The sequence below is a fragment of the Shewanella sp. H8 genome, from assembly GCF_040285065.1.
Lineage (GTDB): Bacteria > Pseudomonadota > Gammaproteobacteria > Enterobacterales > Shewanellaceae > Shewanella > Shewanella polaris.
Genome location: NZ_CP157213.1, coordinates 997295 through 1014131 on the forward strand (window position 1 = coordinate 997295; position 16837 = coordinate 1014131).

The window sequence follows — 16837 nt, forward strand, 5'->3', positions numbered from 1 at the left end:
TGTCATATAAGGCATTGTTATCGCTAGTCATCGTGAATGTCATCAGTCGCGTATTAGGAGTATGTAAATGCAAGCTGCACAATCGATAGTTGATAGTTCATCACCATCATTGGATACGGGCAACCTAACTTCTGTTAATGATAATCCAGCTATCATTAATGCCTTTATTGATATGTATCAAAAGCTTAATAAAGATAATTTATTTCTATTACGTCAAGTGTATCGAGATGACATTCAGTTTCGTGATCCTATCCATCAAGTCAACGGTATTGAAGCTTTAACTCGCTACTTTGACAACATGTATCAAAATGTCACTCACATCGAATTTGATATTAAAGAAGTGGTTGTGAGCAAGGATAATGATCAAGCTGCCTTGTATTGGACTATGAGCTATTCACATCCAAAATTGAGTAAAGGTCAGTTGATTAATGTTGAGGGCATGTCGCAGCTTAAGTTTGATGACAAAATCTATTCCCACCGTGACTATTTCGATTTAGGCCAAATGCTATACGAGCAAATTCCTTTTCTAGGCGGCTTAATTGGTATATTAAAAAACCGAGCGGCAAAATAATGGCTACAGTAACCGTTGATACGCCCGTTGTACTCATTACTGGAGCCAGTTCTGGCATTGGTTTTGCGTTGGCCGAACATTACCTCAGACAAGGTGCTGAGGTCATTGCCTGTGGCCGCAATGCTCAAGCTTTAAAAGCCATTACAGGTGCAACAGCACTTGAGTTTGATATTACTGATAGCACTCAGGTTGAAGCCGCGGCAATTAAACTTAAGCAACTATTACACAATAACCACTGGCAGCTACAGCAGGTGATACTTAATGCTGGCAGCTGCGAATATATTGACGATGCACTACATTTTGATTCAGCGTTATTTGCGCGAGTAATCAACACCAATGTGGTTGCTATGGGGTATTGCCTCGAACATTTTTTGCCTTTACTCAATCGCGGTGCACGACTCGGATTAATGAGCTCAAGTGCCACTTATTTACCGTTTCCTCGTGCCGAAGCTTATGGCGCATCAAAAGCCGCAATTAGTTATTTAGGCCGCAGCTTACGGGTTGACCTTGCTGAGCATGGTATTGGGGTTAGCGTAATTTGCCCAGGTTTTGTTAAAACACCGCTAACAGATAAAAATGATTTTGCGATGCCGATGCAAATAACCGCACAGCAAGCTGCAGTCGCTATTTATAATGGCATGCAGCGTCAACGTAATGAAATTCATTTTCCGGGTAAATTTACCTGGTTACTAAAATTAGCATCCTTGTTACCAGAATCATTACTGGTATCGTTATTGACAAAAAAATAGCTAAATATAATTAGGGTCTGTTGATCTTTGCAGGTTAAATTTTGTTCGAGATAAAAACGTTTTAATCGAGGCGAGCGGATTGCTGCCTAGCAATCTAAGCACCACTTGATTTACAAAGAATCGCTCAACAAAGAGTAAAACGTTTTTAGCCGAACCCTTCGGGCAGCGTTTGTTGGTCATTTTTACTGCGTTATCGACTTTTTATGTAGAATAACTACACCACAAAGTCTCTGCCTTGTACAAATGACCAACAATTCGCTGCAAAAACAACCTTGAAAGATCAACAGCCCCTAATATTAAAAATGGTTAGCAACTCACTTCTAAATGCTAGAACGAAGGATTATTAAATGAAAAATATCGCCGTTATCGGTACTGGAATTTCGGGGTTAACCTGCGCGTATTTACTCAGTCGCGAGCACAAGGTCACCGTGTTTGAGGCCAATGATTATATTGGTGGTCACACTGCAACGGTTGATGTTGAAGTCGAGGGGAAACCCTATGCTATCGATAGCGGTTTTATTGTTTTTAATGACCGAACTTATCCACTTTTTGAAACCTTAATGGCGCAACTTAAGGTTAAATCACTGCCTACTGAGATGAGTTTTAGCGTAAACAATGCCATTACGGGACTTGAATATAATGGCCATAACTTATGGAGCTTGTTCGCTCAGCGTCGTAATTTATTTCGTCCAAGTTTTTATAAATTTTTAGCTGAAATTGTTCGCTTTAACAATGGCTGTAAAGCCATTTACGAAGCCGATGATTATCCTAGTGCTTCTTTAGGCGAGTATTTAGATCAGCAGGGCTTTTCAGGCTTTTTCTGTGAACACTACATTTTGCCAATGGGCGCGGCAATTTGGTCTGCCAGTATTGATGATATGCGTGGTTTTTCACTGCGATTTTTTATTCGTTTCTTTCAGCATCATGGCTTATTAAATGTTAACGATCGCCCGCAGTGGTCGGTACTCGAAGGTGGCTCACGAAGTTATATTCCTGCGCTCACTGCGCCGTTTAAAGATCGTATTCATCTTAATTCCCCCGTTAGCGGAATTAGACGCAGTGATGAAAGTGTGCATATTCAAGTGGCTAATGGCGAGTGGCAACAGTTCGATGATGTGGTGCTAACGTGTCACAGCGACCAAGCTTTGGCGATGCTAACCGATCCAAGCAAAGATGAAACTGATATATTGGCGCCAATGGAATATCAAAATAACGAAGTTGTGTTGCACACTGACATTAACGTATTACCCAAACGTAAAGCGGCATGGGCCAGTTGGAACTATCGCCTCGATGGCGAAAATCAGCAGGATATCACTCAGCGCCCTGCCAGTGTCACTTACAACATGAACATTTTGCAGCGTTTACCTAAAGATGCACCGACTTTTTGCGTGACCTTGAATCAAACTGACATCATTGACGACAGTAAAATTTTGCGTAAGTTTAATTATGCTCACCCAGTGTTTAATGATGCCAGTATGAAGTCTCAAGCCAAGCGGTCACTAATTAATGGTAAACGTAATACTTACTATGCAGGTGCATACTGGCACAATGGATTCCACGAAGACGGGGTGCGCAGTGCTGTTGATGTATGTCAGCTTTTTGGAATCAGTCTATGACCTTAACTTCATATCAAACCGATTGTTTAAACAGTGGCATATACACCGGCATGGTGAACCACCGTCGCCACGAGCCTAAATTGCACAGTTTTGGTTATCGTATTGCGATGATGGCGATTGATTTGGATGAGGTTGAAGCCATTACTGCAACCACTAAGTTGTTTTCAACCGATAGGTTTACGCCGCTAAAATTTAAACCAAGCGATTACCTTAACGCGCTGGATAAGCAGTTTGCCGACAAGCTTGTGCTGCCTGACGCGTGCAGTGGCGATGATGCTTTTGCATTAAAACAACGGGTGCTAGCAACGATTAAGCATTTAGGCGCAAGTCAAACGTGTGACAAAGTAATTTTTTCTGGGCAAATTCGTCACTTTGGTTTTTATTTCAGTCCGGTGAATTTTTACTTTTGTTACCATCAAGATGAAATGGTTTATATGTTGGCTGAAGTGAGCAATACACCATGGAATGAGCGCCATTGTTATCTGGTTGATATTGCTAATAGCACTCACACCGACAAAGTCTTTCATGTGTCTCCGTTTATGAATTTAGACATGCATTATTTGTGGCGGATTACGCCTCCGGGCAAACACTTAAAAGTGACCATCGAGAATCGTAATGACGATAACCGCAAATTATTTGATGCCGGTTTAGTACTCAAACGCCAACCTATTACCGCTAAAAGCATGCGTAATTTTATGCTGCATTTTCCGCTGATGACCGGCAAGATTATGTTGGGTATTTATTGGCAAGCGTTAACGTTATTTGTTAAACGCATCCCTTTTGTTGGCAAGCAAACGACAAAACCTGCGTAATCAACACCCTTTTATTCACCGACAGCAAAACAAATGTAAACCAAATGGACTGACGCAACGTATTGACTGCTAATAGGGTTATATCAGTACTAGTTAGCTAATAGTTACCTCGCTAATAGTTACTTAGCAAAAGTGACCCAATCAATAGCAGTTGATGAACTGGAGACAATACATGGAAAACACGGCCACACAAAGTAGCATGGCTCAAGCAAGTTTATCTGACAGCCTAGCAAGAAAAATTCTGCTTCGCGCACTAGCGCATCTTGCTGAAGGTCATTTAACCATTGTTGATGGCAATCAAACTTCTGAGTTTGGTGATGCCAAAAGTGATCTTCACGCTACCATGCAAGTTCAACATGCTAAGTTTTATCGCCAAGTCGTATTTGGTGGATCAATTGGTGCAGGTGAAGCCTATATTCAAGGTCATTGGTCTAGCCCAGACTTAACCAAAGTGGTGCAAGTCTTTGCCCGTAACTTAGCCTTACTCGACAATATAGAACGTTATTTTTCATGGTTAAGTAATGGCATTAGCCGAATCAAACATGTGCTAAATCGCAATTCTGAAGCAGGTTCTAAACGCAATATTTTGGCGCATTACGATTTAGGTAATGACATGTATCAGCAGTTTTTAGACCCAGAAATGATGTATTCCAGCGCGCTATATCCGACTGACGATAGCAGTTTAGATGAAGCGCAATTACACAAGTTGCATACCATTTGTGAACGATTGGAGTTAACTCCAGGTCAAACCTTGCTTGAAGTAGGAACTGGTTGGGGCGCGTTAGCGATTTATGCTGCTAAACACTTTGGTGTGCATGTTACTACCACCACCATTTCGGATGCTCAATTTGACTATGCACAGGCACGAGTGAAGCTAGAAGGGCTGGAAGATAACATTACTTTGCTCAAACAAGACTACCGATTATTGACCGGTGAATATGACCGTGTAGTGTCGATAGAAATGATTGAAGCTGTAGGTCATCAATATCTTGGCGGCTTTTTTGAAAAGTTACAGCAATTGCTTAAGCCAAACGGGCGGATGTTAATTCAAGCGATTACCATTGCCGATCAACGTTATGACAGCTATCGCAACAGTGTCGACTTTATTCAACGCTATATTTTCCCTGGGGGCTGCCTGCCTTCAGTGAGTGAAATGACCAAACACATTGCAAAAAAAACCGACATGGTGACTTGGTCTGTTAGTGATATGGGCAAAGATTATGCGCGGACATTACGCCACTGGCATGAGAACTTTGATGCCGCTTACGACAAGATTAAAGCGTTAAATTACGGCGACGACTTTATTCGAATGTGGAAGTTTTACCTAAGCTACTGTGAAGGCGGTTTTTTAGAACGCACCACCAGTACCGTACATTTAGTCGCTGTTCGCCCTCAATACCGTCTTTAATCGATTAGATACGGTTGTCATTTTCTAATGCTACATAGTCATTCACATCCCCGGTAATATTTTGCCGGGACGTCTCATCCTGTTTGAGTGAGGTGTTATGTCTACTCTTAGTCTTCCACCAACGTTATTTATTGTGATTAACGCTGTGTGTTTTCAATTGGTATGGTGGGCTGGTGTATTAGGCCATAATCAACTTGTCTTGTTGTCTATTTTACTGATTGTTAGTCATTTTTTATTATCAACATCCGTTAACCATGACGCTAGAGTAATGTGTGTTTGTGGTGGGATTGGTATCGTTGTTGATAGTTTATTAACAGGGTTTGGTGTATTTGAGTTCAATATTATTCCTTATTGGCTTGGGTTGTTGTGGCTCTACTTTGCACTGAGTTTACATTACAGCTTAGCGATATTTAGAACGTTTCCCATATGGTTACAATCATTATTGGGCGGTCTATTCGGTTGTTTAAGTTACATGGCCGGAGCAAAATTTGATGCAGTGGTGTTGCCTTTGGGTAACGTCTGGAGTGTATTTATATTGGCTTTGATCTGGAGTGGCTTATTTCCCGTATTACTCCATATTAGCCATCGTATTACTCGACGGCATATTGCTATGGAGGATCGCACATGAAAACCTTACATAATGTTGCCAAAGAAAATCTACATTTTAGGCCGTCCCTATCGACACATTGGTTGGTAGAATTATTGTTTGGTATGGTGGGTGCAGTAGTTTTAGCGCTAACCGTTATGTTTAGTATTAATGATGCCTCAGCCAGTGAGTCCGATATAGGCGCGACAACACCTCTTTTTATCACCAACACCACTAATGACTCACTTGTTGAAGTCGGTACTGCCGAGATGAGCCTGTTATGGTTTGATATTTATAGTGCAAAATTATTTTCTATTGATGGCAAGTATCGAGCCAATCGATTTCCACTGATACTTGATATCAAATATCACCGCGATATCGATGCCATTGATTTGGTTACTGCCACTATTGAGCAATGGCAACATTTAGGGTTAGCCGAAGAAAATATTGAACTCTATCGCCAACAATTAGTTAATGCATGGCCTGATGTGAAAGAGGGCGACAGACTGACCTTTAGGGTTAACACCCCTGAGGATGCTGCATTCTTACTCAACGACGCACCTTATTACCAAGTCAGTAATGCTCAATTCCCTGCAGCTTTTCTTGATATTTGGTTATCAGAAAAAACCAGCCACCCTGAGTTACGTAAACAACTGATTGGAGTTAACTAATGAATTCAGTTCTATTATCCATCCGTCAGCCAAAGCATTTTTTTACACGAGTGTTAACGCAAAATCGCATTGTCCAATACACTAAAAGATGCACTGGCAAACTCGCTAAACCCTTTTTATACGGCGCAATACTATTAGGCGTAATGTCATGTTCGTCTGCATCGATTGAAGATTATCAACAAACAACTCCAACGTTAGATTTAGCCACATTTTTTGACGGTAAATTAACAGCCGCTGGAGTCGTACAAGATTTTTCAGGCAAGGTAACTCGCAAATTTACAGTCACCATGGAAGCGCACTGGGTTGATTCACCTGAAGGTAAGCAGGGGGTGATAAATGAATGGTTTATTTATGATGATGGCGAAAAGCAAACTCGAGTGTGGAACATTACTGACAAAGGTAATGGGCTATACCAGGGAACGGCTAATGACATTCTAGGCATTGCCCAAGGTGAGTCGCGCGGTAGTGCATTACGTTGGCGTTACGACATGATATTGCCGGTAGATGGTAACGAGTATGAGGTTCATTTTGACGATTGGATGTTTTTAGTTGATGAGCAAACCATTATTAATAAAAGCGATATTATAAAATTTGGTGTAACGGTTGCCCAAGTGACTTTGGTCATTTCTAAGCAGCCTAACTAAGCAGTAGCTTACGTAATGGGACTGCTAAGAATACCAAGGCGTTGAGTTGGAAATTACAGTGATTTTTCAAATCGAATCTGACAAAAAATGGACTCATTAGAGTCCATTTTTATGTTGATCAACCGGCGGTATTAGCCTTTAAGCTTAGATGCGTCAGTCTGTTTTTTGTCGTAATATTCAAACGGAAACTGGTTACGGATTTGCTGGACTAGGTTATCGCCTATATTGGCCGTTACATGCAAACGTACATCACCAGATTTTTCTGCTCTAACAGTGCAGGTTAGCTTATTCGATTTGGCGATTGCACGACAATCACGTTCAAATTTCTCTGGTATTTTGCCTTTATGCTTATTGAGCTTACCGTCTTTAAAATGCATTTCAAAAAGGGTTAATCCACGGCTACTACTGAAAATCAGTTTATAGGCCAGAAAGCATAATCCTGCAATCACCAGAATTTTAATGATGGTATCAGCCATAGTTCGCTCCTTTGTAGCGCATATTTAAGGTGTTATATTATTGTAAGATACTCCCGTAAGCGCGGTATGCAATGCAATTTTTTTGAAATTTATGCGCGATGTCTAAGTCTTACAAAAACAACTGGCTAAATGATCGCCATACCTTGCCTTTAAGTCTTGTATGGCGATTGATCTCAGTGGATATATCGTTATTAACAAAGGTATTCATTATTTGAATCGAACAGACTGTTAATGTAATCACTATAACGGTGTTGAGCCGTTTTTATCTAAATTTTTGGGTAATAAAAAACCGCACTTAAGCGGTTTTTTTGTATTCACCAGAGTCTATTTTTATGAGTACAAACTCGTACTCATTCACTGTTATCACTAGAACGAGTAACTAACGCTCGCCAATAACGTGCCGGTGTTTTTATACAGATCAGAACTTACTTCGTTAACACCATCAATGTCGGTATCTAAGTAAGCAACTGACAGCCCAAAACCAGCAACTTCTGTTGATACGCCAATAGAATAATCCGAATAGCTGTCAAAGCCTTCTCCGTCATCAATGGCGTCGCCAAAGTTGTAGCCATAATGCAAATCTAGGCTCCAGTTTTCGACAAACTCCCAGCCATAGTTTATTTCGGTGTAATGTAGATCTTGGTCACTTCCACCATAGTCATTGGTAAACCAGTAAGCGGCTCTAAAACCATTAAAGTCAATGCCTGCACTTACTTCTAAATAGTCTAACTCGCTATCACCTGGGTAGTTGTAACGATATAGCGTTAAGTCATAACTGGTATTGTCGTTAATCTCGCCATAATAGCCAGCATATAGATCGATTTCTACGTCTGGACCGTTATAGCCTGGCTCATCAAAATCGACATTACTGCCCCAAGCTCCGACAAAAAAGCCACTTTCATGGCTCCAATCAATATTGGCTTGTAGCGCTGGGTCTGCGGCTGTTTGTGATACACCACGGAAACGATAATCGTTGGTTACCGTGACAGCACCAGACACTTCTGCCATAGCTAACGGAGCCAGTAGGGTAGCCGATAATGTTAATCCGCTTAACAGTGCAATTCGCGTTCTTTTTAATGTGTTTGACACGATATTATCTCCATTTACATAAAATGCAGTCGCTGCTAATTCAAGCTCTAGCTTCTGCGTATGCCACTTATCAGAATCAAAACCGCAAAGGTTTTTTCTGTACCGCATGGCGGTTAAACGTTATTGTTGTTCAAACATAACGTAGATTTTTTTACAGTGATTAATAACTTCCCATGTCCCAGTAAAACCAGCAGGGATAACAAATTTATCACCCACATTAACCGTTAAGCTGTGCCCTTGGCTGTCGGAGATAACGCTACTGCCTTCGACAATATCGCAATACTCATATTCGCTATAATTAACTTGCCAGCAACCTGCTTCACTTTGCCAAACGCCAACATTGAACTGCTTACATGGGCTTTCAAAATGATTCTGCACCGATTGCAGAGGATTACCACTAATGAGTTTTTCATCGGCTAAGTGATAAGACTCAAGCTCAGTTGATTGACCACTAAAAAGCATAATATCGTTAATATGTTTGCTCATTGAGTTCACTTATTTCATTGTCGGCATAATAAATGCCGAAGGTTCGTTCGTGTCGGTTTTGGCTTGTGGCCAACGGGCGGTAATGGCTTTTCGTTTGGTATAAAAGCGTACTCCATCGGGTCCATGCATATGCAGTGGCCCAAACAGCGAACGTTTCCAACCACCAAAGCTATGAAATGCCATTGGCACTGGAATGGGTACATTAACGCCAACCATACCCACTTCAACATGGTGACAAAAGTGACGTGCGACTTGGCCACTTTGGGTGAAAATAGCTGTGCCATTGCCAAATTCATGTTGGTTAATCAATTCCAATGCTTCCCCATAGTTATCGACACGTACAATGGCTAACACAGGGCCAAAAATTTCTTGTTGGTAAATGCTCATCTGTGGTGTGACATGGTCAAATAAACAGGCCCCTAAAAAGTAGCCTTGCTGGTGGTCGCTAATACTGATATCACGACCATCGACTACTAAGGTTGCGCCTTCGTTTACGCCAGCTTCAACATAGTCGCGCACTTTGGCTAAGTGCTGCGCTGAAATTAACGGCCCCATGTCCATTTCTGGTGTAATACCACTACCCACTTTTAAGGCACTTATTTGCGGTAATAATGCATCAACTAATTTGTCGCCCACATCGCCTACGGCTAATACCACTGAAATCGCCATACAACGTTCACCTGCACTACCATATGCTGCACCCATTAATGCATTCACGGCTTGATCTAAATCAGCATCTGGCATTAATAGCATATGGTTTTTTGCACCGCCCAATGCTTGTACACGCTTGCCGTGGGCCGAGGCAGTGGTATAAATGTATTCTGCAATTGGAGTAGAGCCGACAAAGCTAACGGCTTTGATATCGTCGTGGGTGAGCAGGGCATCAACGGCTTCTTTATCACCATTAATGACGTTAAACACTCCGTCGGGAAGTCCTGCTTGTTTGAGTAACTCGGCAATAAACATCACCGAGCTAGGATCTTTTTCCGACGGTTTCATGATAAAGGTGTTACCGCAGGCAATCGCAATCGGGAACATCCACATGGGTACCATTACAGGGAAGTTAAATGGCGCAATACCAGCCACAACGCCTAGCGCTTGATTTACTGACCATGCATCGACACCGCCGCCCACTTGTTGGGTGTGCTCACCTTTTAGTAAATGCGGAATACCACAAGCAAATTCAACAACTTCTAAGCCTCGGGTAATTTCGCCTTTGGCATCATCTAACACTTTACCGTGCTCAAGGGTGATGAGCTCTGCTAGTTTATCGATATTCTGTTCGGCTAACGCTTTAAATTTAAATAGCACCCGAGCGCGGTTAAGCGGGGTCACTTGCGACCAGCTTTCGAACGCTGTTTTAGCGGCGGCAATGGCGCCAGCCACTTCATCTTTACTTGCTAATGACACTTGGCCACGGGCTTCGCCTGTCGCGGGATCATAAATTGTTTGGCTGCGCTGGCTTGCTGGTGTGTGTTGCCCATTAACAAAATGGTTGATGTTAAGCATGAACTCTATCCTTATAAACTAAAAATGGGTTAACCCACGGCATTAATGGCATCGGCAAGCTGATTCACCATGTCATCAATTTGCGATTTTTCGACAATCAGTGGTGGTGACAGGGCAATAATGTCGGCCGTTGCCCGCACCAAAGCACCGTTTCTGAAGCAATGATCAAATATGTCATAACCGCGTTTACCGACACCTTTGTCACTTGGTGAAAATTGAATACCTGCGACTAAACCGGTATTACGAATATCAATGACGTTGGGTAGCCCTTTAAGACTGTGAACCGCTTGTTCAAAATAAGACTCTAGGCCTTTAGCGCGTTCAAATAACTTTTCGTTTTCATAAATCGATAACGTTGCCAATGCTGATGCTGCCGCAACGGGATGGCCTGAATAGGTATATCCGTGGAAAAACTCAATCAGTTGCTCAGGACCGTCCATGCAGGTGTCGTGAATGGTGTTACTGACAAACACAGCCCCCATCGGAATAGCACCATTATTAATCGCTTTGGCGGTAGTGATCATGTCGGGTGTGACCTGCCAGCGTTCACTGGCAAATGCAGCACCTAATCGGCCAAAGCCAGTAATGACTTCGTCGAATATCAACAAAATGCCGTGCTTTTGAGTGATCTCGCGTAAACGTTTTAAATATCCATCTGGCGGTAAAATGACCCCTGCAGAACCTGACATTGGCTCAACAATTACAGCGGCAATATTTTCGGCGCCGTGTAAGGTAATGAGTTGCTCAAGCATTTCGGCTTTCTCTAATCCGTGTGGCGGCAAGCCATGACTAAAGGCATTATTGGCAATGTCTAGCGTGTGAGGTAAGTGATCAACGCCTTGGAGTAATTGTTGGCTAAAGGTTCTGCGATTATTGCTAATGCCGCCGACCGAAATACCACCAAAGCCGACACCATGATAACCAAGCTCGCGGCCGATAAATCGAGTGCGAGTCGCTTGACCATTAGCGCGATGATAACAAAGCGCCATTTTTAGCGCAGTTTCAACAGATTCAGACCCCGAGTTGGTAAAAAATACATGGTCTAATCCATCAGGGCTAATTTGACTGAGTTTATGGGCCAACTCAAAGGCTAGCGGATGACCCATTTGAAACGATGGGGCAAAGTCCATTTGGTTAATTTGTTTACTGACAGCTTCAGATATTTCTTGTCTGCCGTGGCCAGCATTACAACACCATAACCCTGCAGTGGCATCGAGCACTTTATTGCCATTATTGTCGGTGTAATACATTCCTTGGGCCGACACTAACAGCCGAGGATTGCTTTTAAACTGCTTATTGGCAGTAAACGGCATCCAATAATGATCCATATTTGGCCATGTTTGCGATGAATCGCCAGCGGTGATTTTTTGATTTTCGCTCATAAATTGACTCTACTTTGATAGCTACAATTATTAGGGATTCATCTAAAACTGGTTAAATAACGAGTGACGAATATTCGCTATGCTATGTCAAAAATAATGAACATAAAAGGGTTTTGTGCATTTATTTAAACTAAATGTGGCTATTTTGTAAAATATATTGAAAATATCTTGCCGTTGAGCATAATCAGGTGACAATATTCATTAACGTTATTGTGTCGATAATCCATTTTATACGGCACAAATTTGTCTTAGCACCTGCTTTATTTATTAATGTTGGTGTTTATCAATCCATTTATTATTTCGAGGTCACAATGAGTACTCCAACAAGTCGTAGCGATTGGGAAGCACTGGCAGCAAATCTGCAAATCAATGGTAATGCATTTATTAATGGCCAATATCAAGGATCGCTGTCGGGCGATACATTTGACTGTATTAGTCCTATCGATGGCCAAGTACTCGCCAAAGTGGCTAGCTGTGACTTAGCCGATGCCAATGTGGCAGTCGCTAATGCTCGCGAAGTATTTGAAGCCGGTACTTGGGCTCACTTACCACCAGTTAAACGTAAAGAAGTAATGATAAAGTTTGCCGACTTGCTTGAAGCAAATGCGGATGAACTGGCGTTGCTTGAAACCCTCGATATGGGTAAGCCTATTCAATTTTCTAAAGGCGTTGATGTGGTTGGCGCGGCTAGAGCTATCCGTTGGTCTGGTGAAGCCATTGATAAAATTTATGATGAAATTGCCCCTACTGCCCATAACGAAATTGGCATGATCACCCGTGAAGCCGTTGGTGTTGTAGCAGCCATTGTACCGTGGAATTTCCCGATGATTATGGCGTGTTGGAAGCTTGGGCCATCACTTGCTACCGGTAACAGTGTCATTTTAAAACCATCAGAAAAATCACCATTAACCGCAATCCGTATGGCGCAAATAGCACTTGAAGCGGGTATTCCGGCTGGGGTATTAAACGTATTACCTGGGTTTGGTCATACCGTGGGTAAAGCGTTGGCATTACACATGGACGTTGATACTTTGGTGTTTACTGGTTCAACCAAAATTGCCAAACAGTTAATGATTTACGCAGGCGAGTCGAATATGAAACGCGTGTGGTTAGAAGCGGGTGGCAAGAGCCCCAATATTGTGTTTAACGACGCACCAGATTTAAAAGCCGCGGCCGAAGCTGCCGCAGTTGCGATTGCTTTTAACCAAGGTGAAGTGTGTACTGCAGGTTCGCGTTTATTGGTTGAAGCTGGCGTAAAAGATGAGTTGATCAAACTGATTGCCGAAGAAATGCAAAGCTGGCAACCAGGGCATCCACTAGACCCTAAAACCACTTGTGGGGCTATGGTTGATCAACAGCAACTTAATAACGTGTTGAACTATATTAAAGCCGGTCATGAACAAGGTGCCACTTTAGTTGAGGGCGGATTGCAAGTAATGGCAGACACTGGCGGAGCCTTTGTGCAACCAACCATATTTAGTAATGTTAAAAACGACATGACCATTGCCTGCGAAGAAATCTTTGGCCCTGTATTAGCCGTTATCGAATTTGATGGCATGGAACAAGCCATTGAGATTGCTAACGACACTATTTATGGTCTTGCCGCTGGTGTGTGGACATCAAACTTAAGCAAAGCGCATAAAACGGCCAAAGCATTGCGCTGTGGCATGGTGTGGATTAACCATTACGATGGGGGTGATATGACCGCGCCGTTTGGTGGTTACAAGCAGTCGGGTAATGGTCGAGATAAGTCATTACATGCGTTTGACAAGTACACCGAACTCAAAGCCACTTGGATTGCCCTATAACATCCATTTATTGTATTGATTTACCACAAGCCCTTTAGCAATAAAGGGCTTTTTTTTATTCAATAACCGCCAAGTCACTCCAACCCCAGTCGGCTTATGAGGTTAAGTTTAATTAACGCTCAAAAACGCCACGTTAGCAGTAGACTAATATCATTCGTATTAACCATCTGGTCATTTGAACAGCATTTTTATCAACACGTTTAGTCAAATGACTTGGTTCCATCATGTCATTTACGGAGGACAGAATGATTCATAAAACTTTTTCTCGTTTGGCTATTATTGTGACTGTTGCGTTGTTTAGCTTTGTTCTATGGGTTATTTATTTAGCCAATATCGGCGGTCACAGTGTATTTTTCGATGTCATAAAACAAATCCCTTATGGCGACAAGTTTGGCCATATGCTGCTATTTGGTTTGTTAACCTATGTGGCTAATTTAGCCTTGTTGAGTCGTCATTTTCGACTTGGTGGTGTTCCGCTTTATTACGGGACTGTGTTAGTGTCGATATTCGTCTTGGGAGAAGAAATCAGTCAAGGTTTCATCCCATCAAGAACATTAGATATCTTCGACTTAGCCGCCGATGCTGTCGGTATTATTTTATTCAGTTATTTAAGTGGGTTAACTCAACGATATTTGGATAATCATTGTTAAGTTAGCATTATTATTTACCCTAACAGTTTGGAGAGATTGAATATGAATTTTCCTTTAGTGACGACCGATTGGCTGGCATTGCATCTTGATGATCCAGACCTTGTATTACTAGATGCCAGCATGGACATTGTACTGGGTAAAGAACCACTCGTTTATGATGAGCTTTACGTTATTCCTGGTGCATTATCGTGCCAAATGGATAAGCTTTTTTTCGATCATATTTCTTCACAAACTCACGCTATACCCACGGAAAATCAATTTACTGCAGCAGTTCAATCATTGGGCGTGAACCATAACAGCACAGTGGTGATTTACGATAACCAAGGTATTTATTCGGCGCCAAGAGCTTGGTGGACCTTTAAAGCGATGGGATTTGATAAGGTATTTGTTCTCGACGGTGGTTTACCGCAATGGCAAGCTGAAGGACGAGATACGGTGCGTCAATTTGCGACAGCAACTGAGTCTGGTGATATTAAAGGTCGTTTACAACAATACAAGGTATGTGACACTGAGTTTGTGTTAACCCATCTTGGTCATGCAAAAGTGGATATTATTGATGCTCGCGCAGCAGGGCGTTTTAATGGTACTACACCGGAACCTCGTGTTGGGATGCGCGGTGGTCATATTCCCGGCTCGTTAAATCTGCCGTTTGCTCAGGTATTAAGCGGTTTTAAAATGAAATCACCACGTGAGTTACAAAGCATTTTTTCGGCTTTAAATACCAGTAATAATGCTCAACGGGTGTTTAGCTGCGGTTCTGGGATCACGGCCTGTATTTTGATTTTAGCGTCGTATGTAGCAGGACATCATGAAACCATTCTTTATGATGGTTCTTGGGCGGTTTGGGGAGGAGATGCTGCGCTTCCTATAGAGTAGGGCCAATTGAATAATTGGTGGGTATTTTTTGTTTTATGGCCTACGGCCACTAAAGTCGTGGCACTTCAAGCGAAGTTTGAAAAGTCTAACTTGGCCGTAGGCCATAAAAAGAACAAAGGTTGACCCTTTTGCCAACCCACAGCAAATCCATTAACTCTATAGCAAATCCTTCATCCTATGATAAAACATTCCTGCTGCAAGGAGTGGCGATCGCAGCATTGGCCCACCTGGGAAGGTCATGTGTTTAATGTCATTAAACACATCGATACGTTGTGACTGCTGGCTAATGGCTTCTGCAATCAACTTTGCTGCCATGTGAGTGGCATTCACTCCGTGACCAGCATACGCTTGGGCAAAATAGATGTTAGCTGCGTCAGGTAAACGGCCTATTTGTGGCATACGGTTGGCACCGATGCCCATCATTCCGCCCCATTCATAATCAATTTTGATGCCTTTTAATTGTGGGAATACTTTTTCAAGATTAGGCCTTAACTCGGCTTCAATGTCTTTAGGGTCTTTACCAGAATAAGTACATAAACCACCAAACAATAAACGACGGTCTGCGGATAAATGGAAGTAATCTAACGCCACACGCATATCGGCAAATGCCATATTTTGCGGGATGATACTGGCGCATTGTTGTTCTGTTAACGGCTCTGTGGCTAATAAGTAAGTTCCTGTTGGTAGCACTTTGCCACCAAGGAAAGGGCTTAATTTATTACCAATATAACCATTGCCTGCCACTACCAGATAATCACAGGTCACTTCACCTTCGGCAGTTATCACTTTGGGTTTATCCCCTTTAATAATCTTTTCTGCCGCGCTGTATTCAAATAACTGTGCGCCAAGTTCACGTGCAACTCGGGCTTCGCCTAAGGCTAAATTGAGAGGGTGTAAATGGCCACTGCCCATGTCGACTAATGCGCCTTGGTAAAAATCTGAGCCAATGACTTCGCTGATTTGCGATTTATCTAATAGGGTTATCGGTTTTTGATAGCCTTGGGATGTTAGGTCTTGGTATTCTTGTGCTAAGTCATCCATGTGCCTTGGCTTGACGGCTAGATCGCAATAGCCCATGTGCAAGTCGCAATCGATGTTATGTTGGGCTATTCGGTCGGTGACAATATCTACTGCTTCAAAACCCATCTGTTGAATTGACTTTACACCTTCTTCACCAATCTCATTACGGAACTGGGTTGCGTCATGGCCGATCCCGCGGATGAGCTCGCCACCATTTCGGCCAGAGGCTCCCCAGCCAATGCGTTTGGCTTCAAGCAATGCCACACTGTAACCACGTTGTCTGAGTTCAATGGCAGTATTAATACCACTAAATCCACCACCAACAATACACACATCGACTGTCAGGTTTTCGTTTAGTTTTGGATGTTGATAAAGCTCTTTTGCGGTCGCCACATAAAAGGAGTCTGGATAGTGTAGGCTATGAATTGGGGATTTATGTGACATAAACGCTCCAAGTTGTTGATTATAAATGAAATAACAACTT

General features: G+C 42.4%; 17 protein-coding genes. 11 read left to right on the forward strand and 6 right to left on the reverse strand.

The window, feature by feature from the left end; translation table 11 throughout:
- Positions 1–172: 172 nt before the first annotated feature.
- The 8 genes from ABIS04_RS04365 (at position 173) to ABIS04_RS04400 (ending at position 7057) form a co-directional block, all read left to right on the forward strand.
- Complete coding sequence (locus ABIS04_RS04365) at positions 173–571, forward strand: nuclear transport factor 2 family protein (RefSeq protein WP_240778484.1); 399 nt, start codon at positions 173–175, stop codon at positions 569–571.
- Entirely contained in the window at positions 571–1320 is a 750-nt protein-coding gene (locus ABIS04_RS04370) for an SDR family NAD(P)-dependent oxidoreductase (protein WP_350432728.1), read from the forward strand. Before ABIS04_RS04365 ends, ABIS04_RS04370 begins: the two co-directional genes overlap by 1 nt.
- 347 nt (positions 1321–1667) lie before the next feature.
- The gene (locus ABIS04_RS04375) at positions 1668–2936 is read left to right on the forward strand and encodes an FAD-dependent oxidoreductase (protein ID WP_350432729.1); all 1269 of its coding nucleotides are present in this window, start codon (positions 1668–1670) and stop codon (positions 2934–2936) included.
- A complete protein-coding gene (locus ABIS04_RS04380; protein WP_350432730.1) occupies positions 2933–3748 on the forward strand; it encodes a DUF1365 domain-containing protein in 816 nt (271 codons plus the stop codon). Before ABIS04_RS04375 ends, ABIS04_RS04380 begins: the two co-directional genes overlap by 4 nt.
- 172 nt (positions 3749–3920) lie before the next feature.
- Positions 3921–5156 carry a cyclopropane-fatty-acyl-phospholipid synthase family protein gene (locus ABIS04_RS04385; protein ID WP_350432731.1) on the forward strand — a complete coding sequence of 412 codons (1236 nt, stop codon included), beginning with the start codon at positions 3921–3923 and terminating at the stop codon, positions 5154–5156.
- Positions 5157–5253: 97 nt separating this feature from the next.
- Complete coding sequence (locus tag ABIS04_RS04390; protein WP_350432732.1) at positions 5254–5784, forward strand: DUF2878 domain-containing protein; 531 nt, start codon at positions 5254–5256, stop codon at positions 5782–5784.
- Complete coding sequence (locus ABIS04_RS04395) at positions 5781–6413, forward strand: chalcone isomerase family protein (RefSeq protein WP_350432733.1); 633 nt, start codon at positions 5781–5783, stop codon at positions 6411–6413. The genes ABIS04_RS04390 and ABIS04_RS04395 overlap by 4 nt, the downstream gene beginning before the upstream one ends.
- A gap of 143 nt (positions 6414–6556) precedes the next feature.
- Positions 6557–7057 (forward strand): DUF3833 domain-containing protein, encoded by a 501-nt coding sequence (locus ABIS04_RS04400; RefSeq protein WP_240778485.1) that lies wholly within the window; start codon positions 6557–6559, stop codon positions 7055–7057.
- A gap of 131 nt (positions 7058–7188) precedes the next feature.
- Here ABIS04_RS04400 and ABIS04_RS04405 read toward each other — a convergent pair whose 3' ends face one another.
- The 5 genes from ABIS04_RS04405 to ABIS04_RS04425 all read right to left on the reverse strand — a co-directional run bounded on the left by ABIS04_RS04405 (position 7189) and on the right by ABIS04_RS04425 (position 11999).
- The gene (locus ABIS04_RS04405; RefSeq protein ID WP_350432734.1) at positions 7189–7533 is read right to left on the reverse strand and encodes a DUF3634 family protein; all 345 of its coding nucleotides are present in this window, start codon (positions 7531–7533) and stop codon (positions 7189–7191) included.
- A gap of 366 nt (positions 7534–7899) precedes the next feature.
- Positions 7900–8622 carry a TorF family putative porin gene (locus ABIS04_RS04410; protein WP_350432735.1) on the reverse strand — a complete coding sequence of 241 codons (723 nt, stop codon included), beginning with the start codon at positions 8620–8622 and terminating at the stop codon, positions 7900–7902.
- Between the two features lie 120 nt (positions 8623–8742).
- Positions 8743–9108 (reverse strand): cupin domain-containing protein, encoded by a 366-nt coding sequence (locus tag ABIS04_RS04415; RefSeq protein ID WP_350432736.1) that lies wholly within the window; start codon positions 9106–9108, stop codon positions 8743–8745.
- A gap of 9 nt (positions 9109–9117) precedes the next feature.
- A complete protein-coding gene (locus ABIS04_RS04420; RefSeq protein WP_350432737.1) occupies positions 9118–10617 on the reverse strand; it encodes a CoA-acylating methylmalonate-semialdehyde dehydrogenase in 1500 nt (499 codons plus the stop codon).
- 29 nt (positions 10618–10646) lie between these two features.
- On the reverse strand, positions 10647–11999 hold the full coding sequence (locus ABIS04_RS04425; RefSeq protein WP_350432738.1) for an aspartate aminotransferase family protein: 1353 nt from the start codon (positions 11997–11999) through the stop codon (positions 10647–10649).
- A 311-nt stretch (positions 12000–12310) separates the two neighbouring features.
- Here ABIS04_RS04425 and ABIS04_RS04430 point away from each other — a divergent pair, with 311 nt between their 5' ends.
- The 3 genes from ABIS04_RS04430 to ABIS04_RS04440 all read left to right on the forward strand — a co-directional run bounded on the left by ABIS04_RS04430 (position 12311) and on the right by ABIS04_RS04440 (position 15333).
- Positions 12311–13807 (forward strand): aldehyde dehydrogenase, encoded by a 1497-nt coding sequence (locus ABIS04_RS04430; RefSeq protein WP_350432739.1) that lies wholly within the window; start codon positions 12311–12313, stop codon positions 13805–13807.
- A 245-nt stretch (positions 13808–14052) separates the two neighbouring features.
- Positions 14053–14457, forward strand: a complete 405-nt coding sequence (locus ABIS04_RS04435; protein WP_350432740.1) for a VanZ family protein — start codon at positions 14053–14055, stop codon at positions 14455–14457.
- Positions 14458–14499: 42 nt separating this feature from the next.
- Positions 14500–15333: a sulfurtransferase gene (locus ABIS04_RS04440; RefSeq protein ID WP_350432741.1), complete on the forward strand. Its 834-nt coding sequence runs from the start codon at positions 14500–14502 to the stop codon at positions 15331–15333.
- A 156-nt stretch (positions 15334–15489) separates the two neighbouring features.
- Here the strand turns inward: ABIS04_RS04440 and ABIS04_RS04445 are convergent, their stop codons facing one another.
- Positions 15490–16797, reverse strand: a complete 1308-nt coding sequence (locus ABIS04_RS04445) for an FAD-binding oxidoreductase (protein ID WP_350432742.1) — start codon at positions 16795–16797, stop codon at positions 15490–15492.
- Between the last annotated feature and the right edge of the window lie 40 nt (positions 16798–16837).

Coding starts and splice junctions, on each gene's coding strand:
- ABIS04_RS04415 (WP_350432736.1), bottom strand. CDS start 9,108: ATGAGCAAACATATTAACGATATTATGCTTTTTAGTGGTCAATCAACT.
- ABIS04_RS04445 (WP_350432742.1), bottom strand. CDS start 16,797: ATGTCACATAAATCCCCAATTCATAGCCTACACTATCCAGACTCCTTT.
- ABIS04_RS04435 (WP_350432740.1), top strand. CDS start 14,053: ATGATTCATAAAACTTTTTCTCGTTTGGCTATTATTGTGACTGTTGCG.
- ABIS04_RS04405 (WP_350432734.1), bottom strand. CDS start 7,533: ATGGCTGATACCATCATTAAAATTCTGGTGATTGCAGGATTATGCTTT.
- ABIS04_RS04440 (WP_350432741.1), top strand. CDS start 14,500: ATGAATTTTCCTTTAGTGACGACCGATTGGCTGGCATTGCATCTTGAT.
- ABIS04_RS04375 (WP_350432729.1), top strand. CDS start 1,668: ATGAAAAATATCGCCGTTATCGGTACTGGAATTTCGGGGTTAACCTGC.
- ABIS04_RS04430 (WP_350432739.1), top strand. CDS start 12,311: ATGAGTACTCCAACAAGTCGTAGCGATTGGGAAGCACTGGCAGCAAAT.
- ABIS04_RS04395 (WP_350432733.1), top strand. CDS start 5,781: ATGAAAACCTTACATAATGTTGCCAAAGAAAATCTACATTTTAGGCCG.
- ABIS04_RS04390 (WP_350432732.1), top strand. CDS start 5,254: ATGTCTACTCTTAGTCTTCCACCAACGTTATTTATTGTGATTAACGCT.
- ABIS04_RS04380 (WP_350432730.1), top strand. CDS start 2,933: ATGACCTTAACTTCATATCAAACCGATTGTTTAAACAGTGGCATATAC.
- ABIS04_RS04370 (WP_350432728.1), top strand. CDS start 571: ATGGCTACAGTAACCGTTGATACGCCCGTTGTACTCATTACTGGAGCC.
- ABIS04_RS04420 (WP_350432737.1), bottom strand. CDS start 10,617: ATGCTTAACATCAACCATTTTGTTAATGGGCAACACACACCAGCAAGC.
- ABIS04_RS04400 (WP_240778485.1), top strand. CDS start 6,557: ATGTCATGTTCGTCTGCATCGATTGAAGATTATCAACAAACAACTCCA.
- ABIS04_RS04425 (WP_350432738.1), bottom strand. CDS start 11,999: ATGAGCGAAAATCAAAAAATCACCGCTGGCGATTCATCGCAAACATGG.
- ABIS04_RS04385 (WP_350432731.1), top strand. CDS start 3,921: ATGGAAAACACGGCCACACAAAGTAGCATGGCTCAAGCAAGTTTATCT.
- ABIS04_RS04365 (WP_240778484.1), top strand. CDS start 173: ATGTATCAAAAGCTTAATAAAGATAATTTATTTCTATTACGTCAAGTG.